Here is a 23,563-nt window from a genome sequence, read left to right as displayed (position 1 = left end):
TAAAGCGCCCTTAGTGGCGCTTTAGTTCTTTATAGGGTGCGTGTGTATGCCGGGTGGCGGCTGCGCCTTACCCGGCCTACGTTCGAGAATGTGGTTTTTGTAGGTCGGGTAAGGCGCAGCCGCCACCCGACGCGCAGGCCGCAGAGACTTACTCCTCCTCCAGCAGCCGCGCCCCTGTCCCCTGCTCGCCCAGCCTGTCGCCAGGGTTCCGCAACGGGCAGTCGCTGCGGGACAGACAGCCGCAGCCGATACAACCGTCCAGTTCATCGCGCAGCGCAACCAGCGTATGAATACGTCTGTCCAGCTCTTCACGCCACTGGGAGGAGAGCTCTTTCCACTCTTTCGGGCTCAGCGTGTGGCCCTCCGGCAACACCCCAAACGCCTCACCTATCGTCGCCAGGGGAATGCCGATTCGTTGCGCAATTTTGATAATCGCCACATAACGGAGAACGTCACGGGTATAGCGGCGCTGGTTTCCGCCGTTACGGATGCTTTTAATTAACCCTTTGCTTTCATAGAAGTGGAGCGCCGATACCGCAACACCGCTTCGCTTTGCCACTTCGCCGGGGGTTAAAAGCGCTTTAATACGCGGCAATCTCTTTTCCATAAAACCTCTTTACCTCAAGTTAACTTGAGGAATTATACTCCCCCGCAGAGAAAACGACGAATCAACCAAGAAAGTTGTATCTACAGAGGGGCAACCTTATGTCGCATCAGCAGATTATTCAGACACTTATTGAATGGATTGATGATCATATCGATCAACCGTTGAACATCGATGTGGTCGCTAAAAAGTCGGGCTATTCGAAATGGTATTTACAGAGAATGTTCCGCACGGTTATGCATCAAACCCTGGGTGAGTACATTCGTCAACGCAGATTACTGCTGGCGGCGCAGGCGTTACGCTCAACGCAGCGACCGATTTTTGATATCGCGATGGATCTTGGCTATGTGTCGCAACAAACCTTTTCCCGCGTGTTTCGCCGCGAGTTTGACCGTACGCCGAGCGACTATCGCCACCAGTTGAATTAATCACCCTTAGTGCAAAGGTTGCTGCTGCCAGGTCATAAATTCCTGGGGCGGCATCGCTTTCGCGAAGTGCCATCCCTGACAGAACTGGACGCCGCGCTTCAGCAACCAACTCACCTGCTCTGCCGTTTCGACCCCTTCCGCAATGGTTTTAAGCCGCAGGCTTTGCGCCATCTCGATAATATGCTCGGCGATCAGATGGCTGGTGCTGTTGGTCGTTAGAGTATCGATAAACGATTTATCGATTTTCAGAATGTCGACGTTCAGCGAATAGAGATTGTGCAGGTTCGAGTAACCGGTCCCGAAATCATCGATCGCCACTTCATAACCCGCCTGCCGGAAAGCCTGAATCACCGGTGTGGTTTTTGGCACATCAATGAACCCACGTTCCGTCACTTCGATTTTGATTTGCTGAGCACGGACGGCATAGTGGCGCGCCTTGTCAGAAATCATGGCGATCAGCCGTGAGGAGTGGAAATCCGTGGCCGACAGGTTAATTGAAATATAGAGATGCGGATGCTCAGCCAGGAAATGACCCAGATCGCTGAATACCTCCTCAACGACATAATCCGTAATCCGCTCGCTCATTCCCTCTTTTTCAGCCAGCGGAATAAACTCAGCCGGACTCATCACCTGTCCGTTGAAACCCGGCCAGCGCAACAACGCCTCTGCCCCCACGCACTGGTTGTTCTTGATATCAATAATCGGCTGGTAGTGCAGGCAAAGCTGTCGTTTGTGCAACGCCCGATGCAGCAACCGCCCTGGCGAATTAAGCTCGCGGTGCGTCCGCGACCATACCAGCAAAATAATAATGCTGCAGATCATCCCCAGCGGCAGCGTCAACGTCGCCTGATGGTAGAGCGTTTCGTAAAAACGCTTATTTGACGTCGACACGATAGCGGCAATCGGCCGTTTTGGTGATTTCACGACGGTATAGAAACGGTTATCTTTTTGAAATACCGATTCCTTATCCTGAATCATCGAATTTAATAAAGAAGGATTTGCTTTCTGGCTAACGGAAAAGAATGCATTGGTTACCGTGTCGTACACTCCCCAGGAGAGAGAATGATCGGTAGACATCACTTCGCTGTAAGAAAGCGGATTGACCACCACGACATAATTTCCACGCTGCATATATGTCATTTTATAGCCAGTATAAAATGGCGTGTCGCGAAAATAATAGATAGCGATGTCAGGTTTACGGGTGTAATTGGCAATCGGGATCGCGTAAGGTTGGTCCGGTGTAAAAACGGTTGAACAAAGAAAATTCTGACCTTCTGCATAAATTAAATCAGCGACAAACAGGCGGCCACGCACAACGTTCAACATATATTGGCGATGTTCCGGTGTACAAAGTTTACCCTGATATTTTTCGGCCTCGTCCCGGGCCAGATCAACTTGTTGAATAACCAGTTCTGTTTTGTCTAAAGCCAGTTCAGCAAATGTACGGAGCTGAGCGCTTGTTTCCGACACGGCTCTTAGCTGGGCAAACCATAGGGCAAGCATCACCGGCAGCATAACTACCATGATGATCCCTACTACCCTGAGCATTTTGCGCCGCGCGCTACGATTCATTTCCCGCCCTATATCCCTGCATGTTGTACGCCTGTAGTAATGAAGGCCGGATGCTTTGTTAAACAGGTGATTACGTTGCATGAATCATGCGAAGTTAGCAACTGACTTTTAGTATTAAAAATCTTAAATTTCGTTATGACGATAATATTTTCCCGTAAGCTAAACTGTAAGTATTCGTTCCGTTTCAATTAAGGGAAATAATTATCCAGCGCACATGTGGGGTTTGAAGATAACACAACAGAGAATCGATGTTTTATAAATGCCCGGCTATTACCACATTATTTTCAGGATGAGCAAAAAATAACGTGCCACTTATAAAAACCTCGTGGCTGGCCCATCGTGTGTCCGCTCAGCCAGGTATCGGGACCCAGGTACCCGGCACCATCGCCTTTTTTGCGTAATAAAATCCCCATTTTGAACGCTCAGACGCTGGCGAATAAATCAACAAATGTGATATAGTTCACACATATTCTGTAACGAGAAACACCGTTTCATTCAGTTCGTCTGTTTTGTAGAGGATGGGTTCTATGGCAACCATTACTACCAGCATGGTTCTCCTGCGCTGGCCTTTGTTGAGCGCGGTACTGATGTTTTTAGCCAGCACGCTGAACATTCAGTTTCGTAAATCTGACTACGCGGGTCTTGCGGTCATCAGCACTCTGCTGGGACTTGGCGCGGCTTGCTGGTTCGCAACGGGCCTGTTGGGCATCACCCTGCTGGATATTGCCGCTGTCTGGGAAAATATTAAAGTCGTGATGGTAGAGGCAATGAGCCACCAGCCACCAGACTGGCCAATGGTGATTACCTGATTCCTGTATAAACAAAAAACCCAGACGATGTCTGGGTTTTTTGTTTGAGCATCCGTTGATCAGAACGGGATGTCGTCGTCGAAGTCCATTGGTGGCTCGTTAGACGGTGCCGGAGCAGACTGCTGCTGCGGACGAGACTGTGCGCCGCCGCTGAACTGGTTGCCGCCCTGTGGCTGCTGAGGCTGACCCCAACCGCCCTGCTGCTGCTGACCGCCACCTGCTGGCGCGCCACCGCCCTGACGGCCGCCCAGCATCTGCATGGTACCGCCAACGTTTACCACAACTTCGGTGGTGTACTTCTCAGCGCCGGACTGATCGGTCCATTTACGGGTGCGCAGCTGGCCTTCGATATAGACCTGAGAACCTTTACGCAGATACTCACCGGCAACTTCTGCCAGTTTGCCAAACAGCACCACGCGGTGCCATTCAGTCTGCTCTTTCATCTCACCGGTCGCTTTATCACGCCAGGATTCGGAAGTAGCCAGCGTAATGTTGGCAACTGCGCCACCACTCGGCATGTAGCGTACTTCCGGGTCCTGGCCCAGATTACCGACGAGAATCACCTTGTTTACGCCTCTGCTGGCCATGTTCGTGTCTCCTGAATACGTTTCTTAATAGTGTAAACGCGCGAGTGTACCATTTCCAGACGCCACTTTGATAGTTGCGTAGTATCTTCCAGAGTTCGCGCGCGAACTGAACATTGTTACACAGCGAATCATAAAATGCATTCCAATACTGTATATTCAAACAGGTTAAATTGTGTCATAATTAGCCGTTTCTGACAGCCGTTTGTCCTTCAAACAAACCAGGCAATCCGTGTTTCAACCGGGAAAGGTGAATGGATAAGATCGAAGTTCGGGGCGCCCGCACCCACAATCTCAAAAATATCAACCTCATAATCCCTCGCGACAAACTCATCGTCGTGACCGGGCTTTCGGGGTCTGGCAAATCCTCACTGGCTTTCGACACCTTGTATGCCGAAGGACAGCGTCGTTACGTTGAATCTCTCTCCGCGTACGCGCGTCAGTTCCTGTCGCTGATGGAAAAACCGGATGTCGATCATATTGAAGGGTTATCGCCTGCGATCTCCATCGAGCAGAAGTCGACTTCGCATAACCCGCGTTCAACGGTCGGTACCATTACTGAAATTCACGACTACCTGCGTCTTCTGTATGCGCGCGTGGGTGAGCCGCGCTGCCCGGACCACGACGTCCCGCTGGCGGCGCAGACCGTGAGCCAGATGGTGGATAACGTGCTGTCGCAGCCGGAAGGCAAACGCCTGATGCTGCTGGCGCCAATTATTAAAGAGCGTAAAGGCGAACACACCAAAACGCTGGAGAACCTGGCAAGCCAGGGCTATATCCGCGCCCGTATTGACGGCGAAGTGTGCGACCTGTCGGATCCGCCAAAACTGGAGCTGCAGAAAAAGCACACCATTGAGGTGGTGATCGATCGCTTTAAGGTGCGTGAAGACCTCGCGACGCGTCTTGCGGAATCGTTCGAAACGGCGCTGGAACTCTCCGGTGGTACCGCCGTTGTTTCCGATATGGACGACCCGAAAGCGGAAGAGCTGCTCTTCTCCGCCAACTTTGCCTGCCCGATTTGCGGCTACAGCATGCGCGAGCTGGAACCGCGTCTGTTCTCGTTCAACAACCCGGCAGGCGCATGCCCAACCTGCGACGGCCTGGGCGTACAGCAGTATTTCGACCCGGACCGCGTGATCCAGAACCCTGAGCTGTCGCTGGCAGGCGGCGCCATTCGCGGCTGGGATAAGCGTAACTTTTACTACTTCCAGATGCTGAAATCGCTGGCGGAGCACTATAAGTTCGACGTTGAAGCGCCGTGGGCCAGCCTGAGCCCGAACGTGCACAAAGTGATCCTGTTCGGTTCCGGTAAAGAGAACATCGAGTTCAAATACATGAACGATCGTGGTGATACCTCCGTGCGTCGCCACCCGTTCGAAGGGGTGCTGCACAATATGGAGCGCCGCTACAAAGAGACCGAATCCAGCGCGGTACGCGAGGAGCTGGCGAAGTTCATCAGCAACCGCTCCTGTGCCACCTGTGAAGGCACGCGTCTGCGTCGCGAAGCGCGTCATGTCTTTGTCGAAAACACAGCGCTGCCGACCATCTCAGACATGAGCATCGGCCACGCGATGGACTTCTTCAACAACCTGAAGCTCTCCGGTCAGCGCGCGAAAATCGCTGAAAAAGTGCTGAAGGAGATTGGCGATCGTCTCAAGTTCCTGGTGAACGTGGGTCTGAACTACCTGACGCTTTCCCGCTCGGCAGAAACGCTGTCCGGCGGTGAGGCCCAGCGTATCCGCCTGGCCAGCCAGATTGGCGCGGGCTTAGTCGGCGTGATGTACGTGCTGGATGAGCCGTCAATCGGCCTGCACCAGCGCGACAACGAACGTCTGCTCGGCACGTTGGTCCACCTGCGCAACCTCGGTAACACGGTGATTGTGGTGGAGCACGACGAAGACGCGATTCGCGCTGCGGATCACGTGATCGACATTGGTCCTGGCGCGGGCGTACACGGCGGTCAGGTGGTCGCGGAAGGGACGCTGAAAGACATTATGGCGGTACCCGAGTCGCTGACCGGCCAGTACATGAGCGGCAAGCGTAAGATTGAGGTGCCAAAACAGCGCGTAGCGGCAGATCCGGAAAAAGTGCTGAAGCTGACCGGCGCGCGCGGCAACAACCTGAAAGATGTGACGCTGACGCTACCGGTTGGCCTGTTTACCTGCATCACTGGCGTGTCCGGTTCCGGTAAATCGACGCTGATTAACGATACCCTGTTCCCGATTGCGCAGACGGCGCTGAACGGTGCGACGCTGGCCGAGCCCGCGCCGTACCGAGACATTCAGGGGCTGGAACATTTCGATAAGGTTATCGACATTGACCAGAGCCCGATTGGCCGAACCCCTCGCTCGAACCCGGCGACCTATACCGGCGTCTTCACGCCCGTACGTGAACTGTTCGCCGGCGTGCCGGAAGCGCGTTCACGCGGGTACACGCCGGGACGGTTCAGCTTTAACGTGCGCGGCGGCCGCTGTGAAGCGTGCCAGGGCGATGGCGTCATCAAAGTTGAGATGCACTTCCTGCCGGATATCTACGTCCCGTGCGACCAGTGCAAAGGTAAACGCTATAACCGCGAAACGCTGGAAATTAAGTACAAAGGCAAGACCATCCACGAAGTGCTGGACATGACCATCGAAGAGGCGCGCGAGTTCTTTGACGCCGTCCCTGCGCTGGCACGTAAGCTGCAGACCCTGATGGACGTCGGTCTGACCTACATTCGTCTGGGGCAGTCCGCCACTACGCTGTCGGGCGGTGAAGCCCAGCGCGTGAAGCTGGCGCGTGAGCTCTCCAAACGCGGCACCGGTCAGACGCTGTATATTCTGGATGAGCCGACTACCGGTCTGCACTTTGCGGATATCCAGCAGTTGCTCGACGTGCTGCATCAGTTGCGCGATCAGGGCAACACGATTGTGGTCATCGAACATAATCTGGACGTGATTAAAACCGCGGACTGGATTGTCGATCTCGGCCCGGAAGGCGGCAGCGGCGGCGGTGAAATCCTCGTCTCCGGTACGCCAGAGACCGTTGCAGAGTGCGAAGCCTCGCACACCGCGCGCTTCCTTAAACCGTTGCTGTAATGTCAGACGGAGAGTTGTTGTCGGGTCGCTTCCGGCAGCAGCTCTACTGCCTGTTTATAAGACGCATCCACCAGATAGTAAATTTGCGAGCCGGGCAGGGATCCATCCAGATAAACCGTGCTCCAGTGCGCCTTATTCAGGTGTTTGCTCGGCCTCACATCATCATGCTGCTGGCGTAGCAAATCCGCCAGCTCCGGGCTGGTTTTCAGCGACGCGGCCGGGCGGCCTTCGACCTCTTTCACCATCGCAAACAGCACATCTCCCACTTTTATCTGCGTGGCTTTCCAGTCGCTATGCACGCTCTGCTCCGCGCCAGGTTTACTCATGCAGTACTGAAGTAGCTCCGAAATTGTCATCATTATTCCCCTTGTAGCGTTGCGATAATTTTACGCGAACCACCGTGAATGCGATGTTCTCCCAGCCAGATCCCTTGCCACGTTCCCAGCAGTAGCCGCCCGTTGTGTACCGGCAGCATCAGCGATACCCCGAGCAGAGAAGATTTGATATGCGAAGGCATGTCATCTGCGCCCTCATAATCGTGCTCATAGGGGGCGTTGTCCGGGACACTCTTCAGAAAATGGTTTTCCATATCAGACCGGACAGTGGGATCGCAATTTTCATTAAGCGTGAGGGAGGCTGACGTGTGTTGAAGCAGCAGATGCAGTAAACCCGTTCTGACGCGCGACAAATCGCGGATTTGCCCGATGACTTCCTCCGTCACCAGGTGAAATCCGCGGGGTTTAGCGCTTAAGGTCAGGGTCTGTTGATACCACATGTGCTGCTCCGTTTAGAAAGATGAACCTTTCTAAGTGTGCAGCAAGAAGTCGAAAGGTAAAACCCGCCGCAGCGAGATTTGATTAAAAAATAATCAAACTCGCGGCCAGACGCTTAATACTCCGAGTTAACAATCACCTCTTCGCCAAATTTTCCGGCCATCGGCAGCGGTCGATAGGTCGAGTTAGAGGCGCGTAACACCCTGATCGCTCTGGCTCCTGTATCCTGCGCCGCGGTAATGTCGTTATCCGAATCACCATAGAACACTTTGATGTTTTTCTTCTCCAGCCACTGGGTTTTGGTGTTTTGCCCTTCTTTGTCACCCGCAAAAATGACCGGGTTCATGTTGGCAGCCGGGATCTGGAAATCATCCTGCAGGGTTCTGGAGACGGTTTCTGTTTTGGTCTGACTACGACCGGTGACGAAGTAAATGCTGTCGCCGCGCTTCACATGCATGGCAATGACCGCCCGGGCGACCTCTTTCGGGATACTGTAATCGTCCCAGCCGTTATTCATCTTTTCCCAGAACGCCGGGTTCTTCAGATACGCTTCGCTGTCCGGCGAATACATTTTTTTGCCGCGCCAGAATCCCGGGCTGGAGAACAGAACGGTGTCGTCAATATCAAAGCCAACGGCCATGGGCGGGCGGCCCATCAGACTGTTTTCGATTTGGGCCACGGATACCCAGTGAATAGGAGCCTGTTCGGCAAGAATGGCAGCGGTAGTGCCGGTGTAAATCGGCGTTGGCGCAGAAGCGCGCGCGACGACGGCACTATTAAGTGAGAACAATAAGCAGGCGGCGCTGAGCGCCAGTGTGATCTTGCGCATATTTTCCCCTGAATATTCAGTTCGTTATCGTTTTATTTTGAGTGAATGGTCAAAAAACTATCCGACCATAACCCCAGCGGCAGGTGAAGAAAAGGAGTTTTTGATTATCAATCTGAAGAAAAAGAAGACGATCACAAAGCGAGACATCGACCTGAGTAGCCTGATACCCTCACCCCGGCCCTCTCCCACAGGGAGAGGGAGAACACCCTGCCCGTAGGCCCGGTAAGCGGAGCGCCACCGGGCGATAAGACTGCACGGCGGCCTGATGTCCTCTCCCACAGGGAGAGGGAGAATACAGTAGTGAGTACTTACATTACCGCAGCAAATGCCTGTGCCACGCGATGAACGTTGCTGGCATTGAGACCCGCGACGCACATGCGGCCGCTGGCAATCAGGTAGACGCCGAACTCGTCGCGCAGACGGTCGACCTGCGCGGCGCTCAAACCGGTGTAGCTGAACATCCCGCGCTGCCTGATCAGATAATCAAAGTTATGCCCCGGTACCGCCTCTTTCAGCACGTTGACCAGCTCCTGACGCATCGACAGAATGCGCTTACGCATGGATTCCACTTCGGCAAGCCAGCTAGCTTTCAGCTGTTCGTCGCCGAGTACCGTCGCCACAACCTGCGCACCAAAGTTCGGGGGGCTGGAGTAGATACGGCGCACCGTAGCTTTAAGCTGGCCCAGCACGCGGCTGGCAGCTTCGGCATCTTCGCAGACCACGGACAGCCCGCCGACGCGTTCGCCATACAGGGAGAAGATTTTCGAGAAAGAGTTGCTCACCAGCACAGGCAGGCCGGCACTCGCAACGGCGCGGATAGCATAGGCATCGTCTTCCATCCCGGCGCCAAAGCCCTGATAGGCGATGTCGAGGAATGGAATCAGGTTGCGAGCCTTGAGCACCTCAATGACGGCATCCCACTGGTCATTGGTGAGGTCCGCACCCGTTGGGTTGTGGCAGCACGGATGCAGCAGCACAATGCTGCGCGCCGGCAACGTTTTCAGTTTTTCCAGCAGGGCTTCAACGCGCACGCCGTTGGTTTCGCTGTCAAACCATGGATAAGTCTCGACATTAAAGCCTGCGCCCTCAAAAATTGCGACGTGGTTTTCCCACGTCGGGTCACTGACCCACACGCCGGAATCCGGGAAGTATTTTTTCAGGAAATCAGCACCGACTTTCAGCGCGCCCGATCCACCCAGCGTCTGGATGGTCGCCACACGTTTTTGCGCAAGTACCGGATGATCGGCCCCAAACAGCAGCGGTGCGATGGTATTGCGGTACGCATTGAGCCCTTCCATCGGCAGATAGAGCGACGCTCCATGCGGGACCGCATTCAGACGCGCTTCGGCTTCGGCAACGGCTTGTAACTGAGGAATAATACCCTCTTCGTTGTAATACAAACCGATGCTGAGGTTCACTTTATCGCTGCGAGGATCTTCTTTGAAACGCTCCATTAAGGAGAGAATAGGGTCGCCGGCATAGGCGTCAACGTTCTGAAACACGCGATGGTTCTCCGGAATTCGATGAGGCAGGAGTTTCAACAATAAACCGGAAGTGGGAGAAGGTCGAGAGGATGTTAATAAAGTTGAAGTGAGGTTAATAACCTCACTTCACAGACGGTTCAGTCAAGGTATTTCATCGCCACCCGGGAGGTCAGGCGCGTGATAAGTTCGTAAGCACTCACTTTCGTGATTTCAGCAATGCGCTCAACGGGCAGGCCCTCACCCCACATCACAACATCATCACCTGCTTTATCCTGGGCGTCGGGTCCAAGGTCCACACAAATCATGTCCATCGCAACGCGACCGACAATGTTGACCTCGCGACCGTTAACCAGCACCGGTGTACCTGTCGGTGCAGCACGCGGATAGCCATCTCCGTAGCCCATCGCCACCACGCCAAGGCGCGTGTCGCGCTCGCTAATCCAGGTGCCGCCATAGCCCACCGGCTCGCCCGCTTTGTGCTCACGCACGGCAATCAGATTCGAGACCAGAGACATCACTGGCTTAAAGCCAAAGTCCGGCCCCCAGGGTTTGCTCTCCAGAGGCGACACGCCATAAAGAATAATGCCCGGGCGCGCCCAGTCAAAGTGCGACTGCGGCCACAGCAGGATCCCGCCGGAAGCCGCAATCGAGCGCATTCCCGGCTTGCCTTCGCAGAAGGTGTTAAAGATATCGAGCTGCTGCTCGGTTGCCCCACATTCAGGCTCATCGGCACGCGCAAAATGGCTGACGATGTTCACGGGCTGTCGCACGTTTTTGCACCGGCACAAACGCTGATAAAACGCCTCCGCATTTTCCGGGCGAACGCCCAGACGGTGCATGCCCGTGTCGAGCTTCATCCAGACGGTAACGGGTTCACTCAGCTCGGCGTTTTCCAGCGCGGACAGCTGTTCTTCGTTATGTACCGCCGTGTGCAGATGCTGGTCAGCAATCGTAGGCAAGTCTGTGGCTTCGAAAAAGCCTTCCAGCAGCAAAATGGGTTGCGTGATCCCCCCCGCACGCAGGCGGAGAGCTTCTTCAAGACGGGCGACGCCAAAGGCGTCGGCATCGGGGAGCGTTCGCGCGGTCTCAAGAAGACCGTGTCCGTAAGCGTTCGCTTTCACGACTGCAACGAGCTTGCTGGCGGGCGCCAGTTCACGCAAACGTTGCAGGTTGTGTCGCAGAGCGCGGCGGTTAATGACTACAGTTGCCGCTTGCATTTGAATTCCTTAGAAATTACTCATCATCATATTGAGGACCGGCGTAGTTGTCGAAACGCGACCACTGTCCGTTAAAGGTCAGACGCACCGTCCCGATCGGGCCGTTACGTTGTTTACCAATAATAATTTCGGCGATCCCTTTCAGGTCGCTGTTCTCGTGATAAACCTCATCACGGTAGATGAACATGATTAAGTCGGCATCCTGCTCGATGGAGCCGGATTCACGCAGGTCGGAGTTGACCGGGCGTTTATCGGCACGTTGTTCCAGGGAGCGGTTCAGCTGCGACAGCGCCACCACCGGCACGTGCAGCTCTTTGGCTAACGCCTTGAGCGAGCGGGAAATCTCTGCAATTTCCAGCGTACGGTTGTCGGAGAGCGACGGCACGCGCATCAGCTGGAGGTAGTCGATCATGATGAGGCCGATGCCGCCGTGTTCGCGGGCGATACGGCGCGCGCGGGAGCGCACTTCCGTTGGCGTCAGGCCGGAGGAGTCATCAATATAGATGTTACGTTTTTCCAGCAGAATGCCCATCGTGCCGGAGATACGCGCCCAGTCTTCATCATCGAGCTGGCCGGTACGGATACGGGTCTGGTCCACGCGCGACAGCGATGCCAGAGAACGCATCATAATCTGCTCGGAGGGCATCTCAAGACTGAAGATGAGAACAGGTTTATCCTGCAACATTGCGGCATTTTCGACGAGGTTCATCGCAAATGTCGTTTTACCCATCGACGGACGCGCCGCAACGATAATCAGATCCGACGGCTGCAGGCCAGCGGTCTTTTTGTTGAGGTCGTCATAACCGGTGTTGACCCCGGTGACACCATCATGCGGTTGCTGGAACAACTGCTCGATACGCGCCACGGTCGCGTCGAGCACATCGGCAATGTTTTTAGGCCCTTCGTCTTTGTTCGCACGGCTTTCGGCGATTTTAAAGACGCGGGACTCCGCCAGATCGAGCAGGTCTTCGCTGGTGCGCCCCTGCGGATCAAAACCGGCTTCGGCGATCTCGTTCGCCACCGATATCATCTCACGGACGACGGCACGTTCCCGCACGATATCGGCATAAGCGCTGATGTTCGCCGCACTTGGCGTGTTTTTTGACAGTTCTGCCAGGTAGGCAAACCCGCCGACGCTGTCCAGCTGCCCCTGACGCTCAAGCGATTCCGCGAGCGTAATCAGGTCAATCGGGCTGCCCGACTCCTGCAGGCGCGCCATTTCGGTAAAGATATGACGGTGCGGACGGGTGTAGAAATCCTCAGACACCACGCGCTCAGCGACGTCGTCCCAGCGTTCGTTATCCAGCATTAAACCGCCCAACACCGACTGTTCCGCTTCAATCGAGTGCGGCGGGACTTTTAACCCTGCAACCTGGAAATCACGCTCGCGGGGTTCAGTCTGTTTGTTGAAGGGTTTGTTTCCTGCCATAGTGAATGGAGTTACCGAGATAAAGAGTGGGTCGAAAGATTACCATATTTTTCTTACGGAGGGAGCATGGCAACGCGCATTGAGTTCCAGAAACACGGCGGTCCGGAAGTACTGAAAGCGGTGGAGTTTACCCCCGCAGCGCCTGGCGAGAACGAAATTCAGGTTGAAAACAAAGCTATCGGCATTAACTACATCGATACCTATATTCGCGGCGGTCTCTATCCGCCTCCGTCAATGCCAAGTGGTCTGGGCACCGAGGCGGCCGGTGTCGTCATTAAAGTGGGCAGCGCGGTTAAGCATATTAAAGAGGGCGACCGCGTGGTGTATGCGCAATCTGCGCTGGGCGCTTACAGCTCCGTCCACAACGTTCCGGCGGATAAAGCCGCTCTGCTGCCTGGCGCTATCTCCTTCGAGCAGGCGGCCGCTTCGTTCCTGAAGGGGTTAACGGTTTACTATCTGCTGCGCAAAACCTATGAAATTAAACCCGACGAGCAGTTTCTTTTTCATGCCGCAGCGGGTGGCGTGGGGCTGATTGCCTGCCAGTGGGCGAAAGCCTTAGGCGCGAAACTCATCGGTACCGTAGGCAATGCCCAAAAAGCGCAGCGTGCGCTGGACGCGGGGGCGTGGCAGGTGATCAACTATCGCGAAGAGAGCATCGTCGAGCGCCTGAAAGAGATTACTGGCGGTAAAAAAGTGCGCGTGGTGTATGACTCGGTGGGCAAAGACACCTGGGAGGCGTCGCTGGACTGCCTGCAACGTCGCGGGCTGATGGTGAGCTTTGGGAATGCGTCAGGCGCTGTCACTGGCGTCAATCTTGGCATCCTGAATCAGAAAGGCTCGCTCTACGTGACCCGCCCTTCCCTGCAGGGCTATATCACCAACCGGGAAGAACTGGAGGAAGCCAGCAACGAGCTGTTCTCGCTGATCGCCAGCGGCGTGATTAAGGTGGACGTGGCGGATGCGCAGAAATATCCGCTGACCGATGCGCAGCGTGCGCATGAGGTGCTGGAAAGCCGGGCGACACAGGGTTCAAGTTTACTCATTCCCTGAGCCCCAAAAAGAAATTGGGCTTCCCGTGGGAAGCCCTTTCTTTTTTTAGTTCGGCTGTATGTAGGGTACAGCTCGATGAATTCTGTAGCGGCAGCCATAGTGACAGATTCGATAAGTAAATCCTATTCTGTTCTAAGTAATGCTGCCGGGAAAGTTACAAGTATGTGACGAACCCCTCAATACCTTAGTAACGGAAGCGGTTATTGCGCTGATAAGTCGGCAGTTTTGGTGATTTAATCGCCCGTATCGCCCACACCACCGCAATGGCCAGTAATAACCACGGCAGCAGTTTGATGGTCAGGGCAAACAGTCCGCCGATAAACATCACCACCGTCGCCACGACGAGCGCAGCGAGAATGCCGAGCAGCGAAACGCCCGTGGCTAACAGCATGACAAAAAAGCCAATGACAAAAAGTAGTTCCAGCATGGTGCTCTCCCACGAGTTCCCGAGTAATACAGTTTGTATTACAAGAATCATGCCAAAAGTAAATCATTGTTCTTAAAGAAAAACGCCCCGCAATGATATGCAGGGCGTGGTGAATTTGACGATCTTTTAGCGAAAATTATCGCTTATCTGCGACCAGTCGCAGCGCATGTTCCAGCACCTCGATATCCGCACCGGCTTTATGTGCGTTCTCACTGAGGTAACGACGCCACTGCCGCGCCCCCGGTATGCCCTGGAACAGGCCCAACATATGGCGGGTAATGTGGCCGAGATAGGTGCCGTTGCTCAGCTCGCGCTCAATGTAAGGATACATGGCGCGCACGACGGCAACCGGATCGGTATCGGCGCCGTCAACGCCAAAGATTTCACGGTCGACCGTCGCCAGAATGCCCGGGTTCTGATAGGCCTCGCGTCCGACCATCACGCCGTCCATATGTTCGAGGTGCGCTTTGGTTTCTTCAAGCGACTTAATACCGCCGTTGATCGACATCGTCAGATGCGGGAAATCACGTTTAAGCTGATATACGCGCGGATAGTCCAGCGGTGGGATCTCACGGTTCTCTTTCGGGCTCAGGCCGGAGAGCCAGGCTTTACGGGCGTGGATGATAAACATCTCGCATTCGCCTTTGCCGGACACCGTGTTGATGAAATCGCACAGGAATTCGTAGCTGTCCTGGTCGTCAATGCCGATACGGGTTTTGACCGTCACGGGAATGGAGACCACATCACGCATCGCCTTGATACAGTCGGCAACCAGCTGCGCGTTCCCCATCAGACACGCACCGAACATACCGTTTTGCACACGGTCTGAAGGACAGCCAACGTTGAGGTTAATCTCGTCATAGCCGCGCGCTTCCGCCAGCTTCGCACACTGCGCCAGCGCGGCCGGATCGCTGCCACCCAGCTGCAAGGCAACCGGATGCTCTTCTTCACTGTATGCCAGATAGTCGCCCTTGCCGTGAATGATTGCACCAGTGGTCACCATTTCGGTGTACAGCAGCGTATGGCGGGAGAGCTGACGCAGGAAGAAGCGGCAGTGTCTGTCCGTCCAGTCGAGCATTGGCGCAATGGAGAAACGGTGTGCTGGGAAAGCGGTCTGGTATTCTGACAACATGGCGAAGTTTTAAGCATCTGGTGGAAAAGGGGCGCTACTATAGCACAAAGAAAAGCCGGAGGCGCAGCGCCTCCGGTGCACTTTAGAACGTCATGCTTAGCTGTGCCCCTGCGCCCCAGGTTTCGTCTTCACCGTAGAGGCCCATCAGGTCAACATGCACGGTGTTGAACGGCGCGAAGCCGACACCACCGGTAAAGACGTTGCTGTCGTTACCCTTCACGTCAGCGCGATAACCTGCGCGTACCGCCAGCCAGCTCAGCGGGGTTACTTCAGCACCTACCCCAACATACTGCGACGTATCTTCGCTCTTGAAACCTTTGGTTTCGGTCAGATCGCCATCAGCGGTCAGCGTAACAAGATCGTTGTGCCAGGCGGCGCCCGCGGTGACCAGCGGACGGATCTGGTAGGTGTCTTTATAGCTCACCACTTCTCCCGTACGCCCGTTGCGGATGCGGATATCCTTGCTGTCGATATCGCGTGACATCAGGTTTTGCCCGCTCAGGCCGACCGTCCAGTTTTCGCCAAAATCAGCGGCAATACCAGCATCAACGTTAAAGCCCGTATCGTCTGTACGGTAGCGGCTATCGTTCCACTTATTACTGTCGTAATCGTAGATGGAAGTGGTGTAGTTATAGATCCAGGTTTTTTGCAGTTTTGGCGTGACGCCAACGGAAACCGGGATGCCCCCGAGATCGAACTGACGGGCAACCGCAATACCGTAGTCGGACACAATCGCCGCCCGGCCAGACGCCGTTGAGTTGAGGTTTTTGGTAATCTGATCCGTGCCATTCAGCGCTGCATCCAGGGCAACACCGGCAGCAACCACATCGCTTCGTTGAATACTGCGCAGATAATCAATATCTTGCTGGTCGATAGATGAGCTAACCCGACCATGAGCATAACCTTTGGCCATAAAGGCCACGGAAAGCACATCGTTAGGGATACTCACGGCAAGTCCTGCCCCTGCCGTTGCACGTGCAGTTTTACCCTTGAGATAGTCCAGTTCATCGGCAAGATCTTTGGCCGCGCCCTGGAACTGGTTGATCGAACCTAACGGATTGGTGATGACTTCAATAGGCGTAAGGTTATCAACCACATCCTTATAGTGATTGATTTTGTCGTTGATGGTATCAATCTCATCCTGAAGATTGTCTTCATCCGTCACCTGCACCCCAACGGATGGCAAAATGACCGTCACATCATCGTCCGGTTTTGCCTTTGCCAGCAGCGCGGGGTTGATTAACGCTCCGCTGCCATAACTGCCAGCGGCTACGCCCGTCCCGCCCATGGCGTCGCTACGTGATTCTGTCCAGGTATTGGCTGCTCCCGCCTGATTTGCCATAAACAGGGAAACAGCAATGCTAACCACCGAAAATTTAAAATGTTTTTTCACAGTATGCCCGTAATAGTTTGTTATTAGATAACCCCTGTCTGTTATCACCCAAACAGGAACGAACTATTGCTGTGAATAAGAAGCAAAAGACCCGCTATTTCTTTCCCTAAGTGAAATTCCCTTACGGCCTGTTGTAATTTGTGACGGCCTTCAATATTTATAGAAGAGGAAATTATTTTTTCACAGGTTTTCCATCATGCGGGCCAAAAAACTGCGGAGGATGGTCAACCCAGCGATCCTCCCGCGTGGCGGCATAGACCGGATTGAGCGGATAGTAGATGCGGTTGTGCTTCTTGTTGGCCTCGCCCACCACCAGTAATCGAACCTCTTCATCCGTGTTGTTGATAAAGGTATGGCAGACGCCGGTTCCGGCAGGAAAGCCCACGCTGTCGCCGGGTTCAAGTTTCCACAAATAGCCATTAATCCAGGCTTCAGGATAGCCCTCAAGCACGTAGATAAACTCTTCTTCGTCACTCTCTGCATGGGGATAGGATGTCCGACGCCCGGGCAATAAACGCTCATGATGAATGCCGATACGTCGGAGGCCAAGGCTGCGGGCCAGCGGTGCACCGATAGAAAAGAGCTCATTACTGTCGGGGTAGGTGGCGTCATCCGGCCCTTCTATGTCGCGCCAGTGCTTAATACAGTCTGGTTTTTTCATGATGATATTCCCGATTTGCGATGCGTCAGGTATAGCACAGCCTGACGGATATCGGTGTTTTTACCAGAACATGATAAAGTGAGGGTTTTACGTCCCAGAACATCCGAGGTGCTCAATGGATAAGTCCACAAAAGAGCTGTTAGCGCAGGCCGAAAAGCTGTGCGCGCAACGCAATGTGCGCCTGACTCCGCAGCGCCTTGAAGTCTTACGTCTGATGAGCCTGCAACAGGGTGCCATCAGCGCCTATGACCTGCTCGACCTGCTCCGCGAAAGCGAGCCGCAGGCTAAACCGCCAACAGTGTATCGCGCGCTGGATTTCCTGCTGGAACAAGGATTTGTTCATAAAGTGGAATCCACAAACAGCTATGTACTGTGCCATCTTTTCGATCAGCCCACCCACACGTCGGCCATGTTTATCTGCGACCGTTGTGGCGTAGTGAAAGAAGAAGCTGCGGAAGGCGTGGAAGACATTATGCATACGCTGGCGGCAAGAATGGGGTTTGCCCTGCGTCATAATGTGATTGAAGCACACGGGCTGTGTTCAGCGTGTGTCGAGGTGGAAGCGTGTCGACATCAGGATGAGTGTCAGCATGACCACTCTATTCTGGTGAAAAAAAAGCCGCGTTAGCAGCCAAAAGAAAAGGCGGCCTGAAGCCGCCCCAGTAGGTTATTCAGCGTTACCAGCGGTAATCATTGCGGGTTTCCCAGTCTTTGACTTCGTTTTCCGCCTGATCTTTCGCGTAGCCGTAACGTTCCTGAATTTTACCGACAAGCTGATCGCGCTTACCTTCAATGACGGTCATATCGTCATCTGTCAGCTTACCCCACTGTTCTTTCGCTTTACCTTTGAACTGCTTCCAGTTGCCGCCGATTTCGTCTTTATTCATCATCGTGTCCTCTTAGTTAAGCGTCGGGTCGTAACGTCCGTTACGTTCTTTTCTGCTGGACGTGATAATTATTGTAGTTAAGGATTCGGCAGTTGATTTCATATTCGGAATCTTTAACCATCACGATATATCGTGACGCGAAGGAAACCAGGTATTGTTTTGCCAGTGGCGGCGCCATATAAAAGCCAGCGACAGGCCACGCAGAGAGAGAAAGACCGCAAGCGCCAACCACAAACCGTGATTACCCAGCCAGGGAAGCGTCAGCAGCGTCAGGCCAAATCCCGCCGCCGCAACGGCCATACTGTTACGCATTTCCGCCCCGCGCGTCGCACCAATAAACATGCCGTCCAGCAGATAACACCAGACACCCACCACCGGTAAGATGACTTGCCAGATGAGATAGTGGCTCGCCAGTTCGCGCAGCGCAGGGAGAGAGGTCAGTAAAGCAACAATCTGTTCGCCGAAGCAGGCATAGACCACGGCAAACACCAGCGATACCAGTCCTGACTGACGGCAGGCTGCCCGCCAGACATCATGAAGCTGCCCGCTTTCACGTGCGCCATACGCCTGCCCTGAATGTGCTTCAACCGCGTAGGCAAAGCCGTCCAGCGCATAGGCGGTAAACGTCAGCAGCGTCATCAATACCGCGTTGACCGCGACGATTTCAGGCCCCAGCCGTGCACCGAAGACCGTCAGCGCGCCGAAGCAGAGTTGCAGAAGCAGCGAGCGCAGCATGATGTCACGGTTAAGCGCCAGCAGCTTACGGATATTGCCGCGCCATGCGGTTTTCAGCAGCGCGAGGGAGATCCCGCGCATCGCCAGCACGCGCCAGACCATCCACAGCCCCATCACAAAGGTCCCGTATTCAGCAATCGCCGTCGCCAGTGCCGCGCCCCGCACGTTCATATGGAGGCCCATCACGAGCCAGAGATCCAGCACGATGTTGAGCAGGTTTCCCACGACCAGCAGAATCACTGGCGCACGAGCATACTGAACGCCCAGTAACCAACCCAGCAGAACCAGATTTGCCAGCGAAGCGGGCGCACTGAGCCAGCGGATTTCGAGAAAACGTCGCGCCTGCTCCAGTACCGCCTCACTGCCGCCAACGATATGGAGCGCAAGGTCAATCAGGGGATCGCGGAGTAAAACGATTAACGCGCCCGCACCTAACGCAAGAATCAGCGGCTGCACCAGCGCCCGCGCCAGACGTAACGGATCTTTTGCACCATACGCCTGTGCCGTAAGTCCGGTGGTGCTCATGCGCAAAAAGAGCAGCAGCATAAAGAGGAAGCTGGTTGCCGTCGCGCCAATCGCCACACCGCCAAGATAGACAGGGGAATCGAGATGCCCAATAACGGCCGTGTCGACCAGACCCAGCAAGGGCACGGTGATATTGGAGAAAATCATCGGCAGTGCAAGACGCCACAATGCCTTATCGGATGCCGTCAGCAGTGACATGAGAAACACCGGGAGTGGTCAATAAGGCAGGCTACAGCGGAACCGTAGCCTGTCAGGAAGAGATTACAGCCATTCACCGTTGCGAATCACACCGACCGCCAGACCTTCGATAGAGAAGCTCTGTTCGCGGAGATCGACCACAATGGGAGAGAACTCGCTGTTTTCGGGCAGCAACTGAACGGTGTTACCCTGCTTTTTCAGACGCTTAACGGTCACTTCGTCATCAATGCGCGCGACCACCACCTGGCCGTTCCGCACATCCTGCGTTTTGTGTACCGCCAGCAGATCGCCGTCGAGAATGCCGATATCTTTCATCGACATGCCGCTTACGCGCAGCAGAAAATCTGCGCTCGGCTTGAACATACCAGGATCAACCTGGTAGTGGCCTTCGATATGCTGCTGTGCCAGCAGCGGCTCACCTGCAGCAACACGGCCTATCAGCGGAATGCCCGTCTCTTCTTCCACCAGCAGGCGGATACCGCGTGACGCGCCTGAAACAATTTCAATCACGCCCTTACGTGCCAGCGCTTTCAGGTGTTCTTCGGCAGCATTTGGAGAACGGAAGCCCAGACGCTGAGCGATTTCCGCACGCGTGGGTGGCATACCCGTCTGGCCGATATGATCCCGAATGAGATCAAACACCTCTTGCTGCCTGGTCGTTAATGCTTTCATTCCGCCCCCTGGGTGTATATACAGTTATGCTGTGAGTATATACAGTCAAAGGTGATTTTGGAACCAAAAACTGCACAAAAAACCAGGGACTTAATTATTCCTCGAGGCTCATCGGAAATGTGACCAAAGCAGCGTGACCCAGGTAATAACCGCAGTGATAATCGCCAGCAGCACAGCGGCAGAACCCATGTCTTTCGCGCGACCGGAGAGCTCGTGGAACTCTGAGCCAATACGGTCAACAACGGCCTCAATAGCGCTATTGAGAATTTCCACTATCATCACCAGAAGCACGGAACCGATGAGAAGTACGCGGGTAATAGCATCGACATCAAGGAAACAGGCGATGATGACCGCGATGATAGCGGCGACACCTTCCTGACGAAAGGCGGCTTCGTTGATCCACGCGGCACGGAAACCTTTCCATGAATAGCCGGCGGCTTTGATGATACGCGTTAACCCAGTGGTATTATTGGCCATTAAAAGAACCTTTTATGAAAAAAAGCGTCAGTAACAGGAACTGTAGCGCGTTTCGCTACAGCCTGAAGTATGACGGGTAACAACAGAAATTTTGCGCGCTTTCTGTTATCCTTGCGCCGCAATTGCATTATTAACCAGAGGCTTTACATCGTTTATGTCCGGCTGGCCACGAATTTACTACAAATTACTTAATTTACCATTAAGCATCCTGGTAAAAAGCAAGTCTATCCCAGCAGAACCCGCGCTGGAATTGGGGCTCGATACGTCGCGTCCTATTATGTACGTTTTGCCTTATAACTCGAAGGCAGACTTACTGACCCTTCGCGCCCAATGTCTGGCGCATGACTTACCTGACCCGCTTGAACCGCTGGAAGTCGACGGCACGTTGCTGCCGCGCTACGTGTTCATTCATGGCGGGCCGCGTGTATTTACCTATTACACGCCAAAAGAAGAGTCCATTAAGCTGTTCCACGACTATCTCGACCTGCACCGCAGCAATCCCGATTTGGATGTGCAGATGGTGCCGGTATCGGTGATGTTTGGCCGCCGTCCGGGCCGTGAAAAAGGCGAAGAGAATCCGCCGCTGCGTATGCTTAACGGCATCCAGAAGTTCTTCGCGGTCTCCTGGCTGGGACGCGACAGCTTTGTGCGCTTCTCCCCTTCCGTTTCACTGCGCCGAATGGCAGATGAGCACGGTACCGACAAGATCATCGCGCAGAAGCTGGCGCGCGTAGCACGTATGCACTTCGCCCGTCAGCGCCTCGCTGCCGTCGGGCCACGACTCCCGGCGCGTCAGGACCTGTTCAACAAACTGTTGGCCTCCAAAGCGATCGCCCGCGCCGTTGAAGACGAAGCGCGTAGCAAGAAGATTTCGCATGAGAAAGCCCAGCAGAACGCCATTGCGCTGATGGAAGAGATTGCCGCGAACTTCTCTTACGAGATGATTCGCCTTTCCGATCGTATTCTCGGCTTTACCTGGAACCGCCTGTATCAGGGCATCAACGTTCATAACGCCGAGCGTGTACGCCAGCTGGCGCATGATGGCCATGAAATTGTCTATGTCCCCTGCCACCGCAGCCACATGGACTACCTGCTTCTCTCCTACGTGCTCTATCACCAGGGGCTGGTACCACCGCACATCGCGGCCGGTATTAACCTGAATTTCTGGCCAGCGGGCCCGATCTTCCGCCGCCTGGGCGCCTTCTTTATCCGTCGTACCTTCAAGGGCAATAAGCTCTACTCCACCGTGTTCCGCGAGTATCTGGGCGAACTGTTCAGCCGCGGCTATTCCGTGGAGTACTTCGTGGAGGGTGGTCGCTCCCGTACCGGACGTCTGCTTGATCCGAAGACCGGCACGCTGTCGATGACCATTCAGGCGATGCTGCGCGGCGGAACCCGTCCGATCACGCTGGTGCCTATCTACATTGGTTATGAGCACGTCATGGAAGTGGGTACGTATGCCAAAGAACTGCGTGGCGCAACCAAAGAGAAAGAGAGCCTGCCGCAGATGTTGCGCGGCCTGAGCAAGTTACGCAACCTGGGTCAGGGCTACGTGAACTTTGGCGAGCCAATGCCGCTGATGACGTACCTGAACCATCACGTTCCGGAGTGGCGCGAATCCATCGATCCTATCGAAGCGGTTCGTCCTGCCTGGCTGACACCAACGGTTAACGGCATTGCATCCGAGCTGATGGTGCGTATTAACAACGCGGGGGCGGCTAACGCCATGAACCTGTGCTGTACCGCGCTACTGGCTTCTCGTCAGCGCTCCCTGACCCGTGAACAGCTCACGGAGCAGCTGGACTGCTACCTGGACATGATGCGCAACGTGCCTTACTCGGTTGATTCAACGGTTCCTGCGGCTACCGCCAGCGAGCTCATCGATCACGCGTTGCAGATGAACAAGTTTGAAGTCGAGAAGGACACGATCGGCGACATCATCATTCTGCCGCGCGAACAGGCCGTGTTGATGACGTACTATCGCAACAACATCGCGCATATGCTGATGCTGCCGTCGCTGATGGCGGCCATCATTACCCAGCATCGCCACATTTCACGTCAGGAGCTATTGCGTCACGTTGATACGCTCTACCCGATGCTGAAAGCGGAGCTGTTCCTGCGCTGGAGCAAAGATGAGCTGGCCGTTGAGCTGGATAAACTGACGGAAGAACTTCGTCGTCAGGGGCTGATCACCGTTGCCAGCGATGAGCTGCATATCAATCCGTCACGCTCCCGAACCCTGCAGCTGCTGGCGGCCGGCGCGCGCGAAACGTTGCAGCGCTACGCCATTACGTTCTGGCTGCTAAGTGCGAACCCGTCGATCAACCGCGGTACGCTGGAGAAAGAGAGCCGGACGCTGGCACAGCGCCTGTCTGTGCTACACGGCATTAACGCACCAGAATTCTTCGACAAAGCGGTCTTCAGTTCCCTCGTGCTGACGCTGCGTGATGAAGGCTTCATCAGTGATACGGGCGATGCCGAGCCAGAAGAGACGCTGAAGGTTTACCAGATGCTGGCAGAGCTGATTACGTCAGATGTGCGCTTGACGATTGAGAGCGCGACGCAGGGCGAGTGATGTAAAAAAGCCGGGTGGTGGTTTC

Annotated in this window: 23 protein-coding genes; 6 read left to right on the top strand and 17 right to left on the bottom strand. The window is 54.7% G+C overall.

Going from position 1 to position 23,563, the window contains the following annotated elements; genetic code table 11:
• Window positions 1-148: 148 nt before the first annotated feature.
• Window positions 149-607 (bottom strand): redox-sensitive transcriptional activator SoxR, encoded by a 459-nt coding sequence (soxR, locus tag ACOTY9_RS20145; RefSeq protein WP_014882155.1) that lies wholly within the window; start codon window positions 605-607, stop codon window positions 149-151.
• A 98-nt stretch (window positions 608-705) separates the two neighbouring features.
• Here soxR and soxS point away from each other — a divergent pair, with 98 nt between their 5' ends.
• Complete coding sequence (gene soxS / locus ACOTY9_RS20140; protein WP_008503387.1) at window positions 706-1,032, top strand: superoxide response transcriptional regulator SoxS; 327 nt, start codon at window positions 706-708, stop codon at window positions 1,030-1,032.
• A 6-nt stretch (window positions 1,033-1,038) separates the two neighbouring features.
• On the opposite strand, the gene ACOTY9_RS20135 is transcribed toward soxS, so the two are convergent.
• On the bottom strand, window positions 1,039-2,604 hold the full coding sequence (locus ACOTY9_RS20135; protein ID WP_023336605.1) for an EAL domain-containing protein: 1,566 nt from the start codon (window positions 2,602-2,604) through the stop codon (window positions 1,039-1,041).
• A 527-nt stretch (window positions 2,605-3,131) separates the two neighbouring features.
• On the opposite strand from ACOTY9_RS20135, the gene ACOTY9_RS20130 reads away from it, so the two are divergent.
• Window positions 3,132-3,413 carry a YjcB family protein gene (locus ACOTY9_RS20130; RefSeq protein WP_014882153.1) on the top strand — a complete coding sequence of 94 codons (282 nt, stop codon included), beginning with the start codon at window positions 3,132-3,134 and terminating at the stop codon, window positions 3,411-3,413.
• 59 nt (window positions 3,414-3,472) lie between these two features.
• Here ACOTY9_RS20130 and ssb1 read toward each other — a convergent pair whose 3' ends face one another.
• The gene (gene ssb1 / locus ACOTY9_RS20125) at window positions 3,473-4,000 is read right to left on the bottom strand and encodes a single-stranded DNA-binding protein SSB1 (protein ID WP_014882152.1); all 528 of its coding nucleotides are present in this window, start codon (window positions 3,998-4,000) and stop codon (window positions 3,473-3,475) included.
• 251 nt (window positions 4,001-4,251) lie between these two features.
• On the opposite strand from ssb1, the gene uvrA reads away from it, so the two are divergent.
• Window positions 4,252-7,074, top strand: a complete 2,823-nt coding sequence (uvrA, locus tag ACOTY9_RS20120) for an excinuclease ABC subunit UvrA (RefSeq protein ID WP_023331804.1) — start codon at window positions 4,252-4,254, stop codon at window positions 7,072-7,074.
• A 2-nt stretch (window positions 7,075-7,076) separates the two neighbouring features.
• Here the strand turns inward: uvrA and ACOTY9_RS20115 are convergent, their stop codons facing one another.
• From ACOTY9_RS20115 to dnaB, 6 genes are all read right to left on the bottom strand, one after another.
• A complete protein-coding gene (locus ACOTY9_RS20115) occupies window positions 7,077-7,430 on the bottom strand; it encodes an MmcQ/YjbR family DNA-binding protein (protein WP_014882150.1) in 354 nt (117 codons plus the stop codon).
• A 2-nt stretch (window positions 7,431-7,432) separates the two neighbouring features.
• Entirely contained in the window at window positions 7,433-7,849 is a 417-nt protein-coding gene (locus ACOTY9_RS20110) for a secondary thiamine-phosphate synthase enzyme YjbQ (protein ID WP_014882149.1), read from the bottom strand.
• Window positions 7,850-7,962: 113 nt separating this feature from the next.
• Window positions 7,963-8,676 (bottom strand): acid phosphatase AphA, encoded by a 714-nt coding sequence (aphA, locus tag ACOTY9_RS20105; RefSeq protein ID WP_348566074.1) that lies wholly within the window; start codon window positions 8,674-8,676, stop codon window positions 7,963-7,965.
• Window positions 8,677-8,984: 308 nt separating this feature from the next.
• Window positions 8,985-10,178, bottom strand: a complete 1,194-nt coding sequence (gene tyrB, locus ACOTY9_RS20100; protein ID WP_014882147.1) for an aromatic amino acid transaminase — start codon at window positions 10,176-10,178, stop codon at window positions 8,985-8,987.
• Between the two features lie 119 nt (window positions 10,179-10,297).
• Window positions 10,298-11,377, bottom strand: coding sequence for an alanine racemase (alr, locus tag ACOTY9_RS20095; RefSeq protein ID WP_014882146.1), 1,080 nt, complete (start codon window positions 11,375-11,377; stop codon window positions 10,298-10,300).
• 16 nt (window positions 11,378-11,393) lie between these two features.
• The gene (gene dnaB, locus ACOTY9_RS20090) at window positions 11,394-12,806 is read right to left on the bottom strand and encodes a replicative DNA helicase (RefSeq protein WP_008503375.1); all 1,413 of its coding nucleotides are present in this window, start codon (window positions 12,804-12,806) and stop codon (window positions 11,394-11,396) included.
• Window positions 12,807-12,872: 66 nt separating this feature from the next.
• Between dnaB and ACOTY9_RS20085 the strand changes: the two genes are divergently transcribed.
• The gene (locus ACOTY9_RS20085) at window positions 12,873-13,856 is read left to right on the top strand and encodes a quinone oxidoreductase (protein WP_047027911.1); all 984 of its coding nucleotides are present in this window, start codon (window positions 12,873-12,875) and stop codon (window positions 13,854-13,856) included.
• Between the two features lie 184 nt (window positions 13,857-14,040).
• Here the strand turns inward: ACOTY9_RS20085 and pspG are convergent, their stop codons facing one another.
• The 4 genes from pspG to ACOTY9_RS20065 form a co-directional block, all read right to left on the bottom strand.
• Window positions 14,041-14,283, bottom strand: a complete 243-nt coding sequence (gene pspG, locus ACOTY9_RS20080; RefSeq protein WP_014882144.1) for an envelope stress response protein PspG — start codon at window positions 14,281-14,283, stop codon at window positions 14,041-14,043.
• Window positions 14,284-14,419: 136 nt separating this feature from the next.
• Entirely contained in the window at window positions 14,420-15,415 is a 996-nt protein-coding gene (dusA, locus tag ACOTY9_RS20075) for a tRNA dihydrouridine(20/20a) synthase DusA (RefSeq protein ID WP_063614487.1), read from the bottom strand.
• Between the two features lie 82 nt (window positions 15,416-15,497).
• The gene (gene traF, locus ACOTY9_RS20070) at window positions 15,498-16,757 is read right to left on the bottom strand and encodes a conjugal transfer protein TraF (protein WP_176602214.1); all 1,260 of its coding nucleotides are present in this window, start codon (window positions 16,755-16,757) and stop codon (window positions 15,498-15,500) included.
• Window positions 16,758-16,980: 223 nt separating this feature from the next.
• Window positions 16,981-17,469 (bottom strand): cupin domain-containing protein, encoded by a 489-nt coding sequence (locus ACOTY9_RS20065; RefSeq protein WP_014882141.1) that lies wholly within the window; start codon window positions 17,467-17,469, stop codon window positions 16,981-16,983.
• 115 nt (window positions 17,470-17,584) lie between these two features.
• On the opposite strand from ACOTY9_RS20065, the gene zur reads away from it, so the two are divergent.
• A complete protein-coding gene (gene zur / locus ACOTY9_RS20060; RefSeq protein WP_014882140.1) occupies window positions 17,585-18,097 on the top strand; it encodes a zinc uptake transcriptional repressor Zur in 513 nt (170 codons plus the stop codon).
• 49 nt (window positions 18,098-18,146) lie between these two features.
• Here the strand turns inward: zur and ACOTY9_RS20055 are convergent, their stop codons facing one another.
• The 4 genes from ACOTY9_RS20055 to ACOTY9_RS20040 form a co-directional block, all read right to left on the bottom strand.
• A complete protein-coding gene (locus ACOTY9_RS20055; RefSeq protein WP_014882139.1) occupies window positions 18,147-18,356 on the bottom strand; it encodes a CsbD family protein in 210 nt (69 codons plus the stop codon).
• A gap of 120 nt (window positions 18,357-18,476) precedes the next feature.
• Window positions 18,477-19,814: an MATE family efflux transporter DinF gene (dinF, locus tag ACOTY9_RS20050; protein WP_045268816.1), complete on the bottom strand. Its 1,338-nt coding sequence runs from the start codon at window positions 19,812-19,814 to the stop codon at window positions 18,477-18,479.
• A gap of 63 nt (window positions 19,815-19,877) precedes the next feature.
• Entirely contained in the window at window positions 19,878-20,486 is a 609-nt protein-coding gene (lexA, locus tag ACOTY9_RS20045; RefSeq protein ID WP_014882137.1) for a transcriptional repressor LexA, read from the bottom strand.
• A 108-nt stretch (window positions 20,487-20,594) separates the two neighbouring features.
• Window positions 20,595-20,963: a diacylglycerol kinase gene (locus ACOTY9_RS20040; protein WP_014882136.1), complete on the bottom strand. Its 369-nt coding sequence runs from the start codon at window positions 20,961-20,963 to the stop codon at window positions 20,595-20,597.
• A gap of 154 nt (window positions 20,964-21,117) precedes the next feature.
• On the opposite strand from ACOTY9_RS20040, the gene plsB reads away from it, so the two are divergent.
• The gene (plsB, locus tag ACOTY9_RS20035) at window positions 21,118-23,538 is read left to right on the top strand and encodes a glycerol-3-phosphate 1-O-acyltransferase PlsB (protein WP_045135390.1); all 2,421 of its coding nucleotides are present in this window, start codon (window positions 21,118-21,120) and stop codon (window positions 23,536-23,538) included.
• Window positions 23,539-23,563: the final 25 nt, after the last annotated feature.

It is taken from the genome of Enterobacter cloacae complex sp. SHL012 (genome assembly GCF_049237505.1).
GTDB classification, from domain to species: Bacteria; Pseudomonadota; Gammaproteobacteria; order Enterobacterales; family Enterobacteriaceae; genus Enterobacter; species Enterobacter kobei.
Note: the sequence above shows the minus strand (reverse complement) of the source record. Positions and strands in the feature narration are given on the sequence as shown.

Excerpts from the sequence above, each read along its gene's own strand:
- soxR (WP_014882155.1), bottom strand. The coding sequence starts at position 607 with ATGGAAAAGAGATTGCCGCGTATTAAAGCGCTTTTAACCCCCGGCGAA.
- soxS (WP_008503387.1), top strand. The coding sequence starts at position 706 with ATGTCGCATCAGCAGATTATTCAGACACTTATTGAATGGATTGATGAT.
- ACOTY9_RS20135 (WP_023336605.1), bottom strand. The coding sequence starts at position 2,604 with ATGAATCGTAGCGCGCGGCGCAAAATGCTCAGGGTAGTAGGGATCATC.
- ACOTY9_RS20130 (WP_014882153.1), top strand. The coding sequence starts at position 3,132 with ATGGCAACCATTACTACCAGCATGGTTCTCCTGCGCTGGCCTTTGTTG.
- ssb1 (WP_014882152.1), bottom strand. The coding sequence starts at position 4,000 with ATGGCCAGCAGAGGCGTAAACAAGGTGATTCTCGTCGGTAATCTGGGC.
- uvrA (WP_023331804.1), top strand. The coding sequence starts at position 4,252 with ATGGATAAGATCGAAGTTCGGGGCGCCCGCACCCACAATCTCAAAAAT.
- ACOTY9_RS20115 (WP_014882150.1), bottom strand. The coding sequence starts at position 7,430 with ATGACAATTTCGGAGCTACTTCAGTACTGCATGAGTAAACCTGGCGCG.
- ACOTY9_RS20110 (WP_014882149.1), bottom strand. The coding sequence starts at position 7,849 with ATGTGGTATCAACAGACCCTGACCTTAAGCGCTAAACCCCGCGGATTT.
- aphA (WP_348566074.1), bottom strand. The coding sequence starts at position 8,676 with ATGCGCAAGATCACACTGGCGCTCAGCGCCGCCTGCTTATTGTTCTCA.
- alr (WP_014882146.1), bottom strand. The coding sequence starts at position 11,377 with ATGCAAGCGGCAACTGTAGTCATTAACCGCCGCGCTCTGCGACACAAC.
- dnaB (WP_008503375.1), bottom strand. The coding sequence starts at position 12,806 with ATGGCAGGAAACAAACCCTTCAACAAACAGACTGAACCCCGCGAGCGT.
- ACOTY9_RS20085 (WP_047027911.1), top strand. The coding sequence starts at position 12,873 with ATGGCAACGCGCATTGAGTTCCAGAAACACGGCGGTCCGGAAGTACTG.
- pspG (WP_014882144.1), bottom strand. The coding sequence starts at position 14,283 with ATGCTGGAACTACTTTTTGTCATTGGCTTTTTTGTCATGCTGTTAGCC.
- dusA (WP_063614487.1), bottom strand. The coding sequence starts at position 15,415 with ATGTTGTCAGAATACCAGACCGCTTTCCCAGCACACCGTTTCTCCATT.
- traF (WP_176602214.1), bottom strand. The coding sequence starts at position 16,757 with ATGGCAAATCAGGCGGGAGCAGCCAATACCTGGACAGAATCACGTAGC.
- ACOTY9_RS20065 (WP_014882141.1), bottom strand. The coding sequence starts at position 17,469 with ATGAAAAAACCAGACTGTATTAAGCACTGGCGCGACATAGAAGGGCCG.
- zur (WP_014882140.1), top strand. The coding sequence starts at position 17,585 with ATGGATAAGTCCACAAAAGAGCTGTTAGCGCAGGCCGAAAAGCTGTGC.
- ACOTY9_RS20055 (WP_014882139.1), bottom strand. The coding sequence starts at position 18,356 with ATGAATAAAGACGAAATCGGCGGCAACTGGAAGCAGTTCAAAGGTAAA.
- dinF (WP_045268816.1), bottom strand. The coding sequence starts at position 19,814 with ATGTCACTGCTGACGGCATCCGATAAGGCATTGTGGCGTCTTGCACTG.
- lexA (WP_014882137.1), bottom strand. The coding sequence starts at position 20,486 with ATGAAAGCATTAACGACCAGGCAGCAAGAGGTGTTTGATCTCATTCGG.
- ACOTY9_RS20040 (WP_014882136.1), bottom strand. The coding sequence starts at position 20,963 with ATGGCCAATAATACCACTGGGTTAACGCGTATCATCAAAGCCGCCGGC.
- plsB (WP_045135390.1), top strand. The coding sequence starts at position 21,118 with ATGTCCGGCTGGCCACGAATTTACTACAAATTACTTAATTTACCATTA.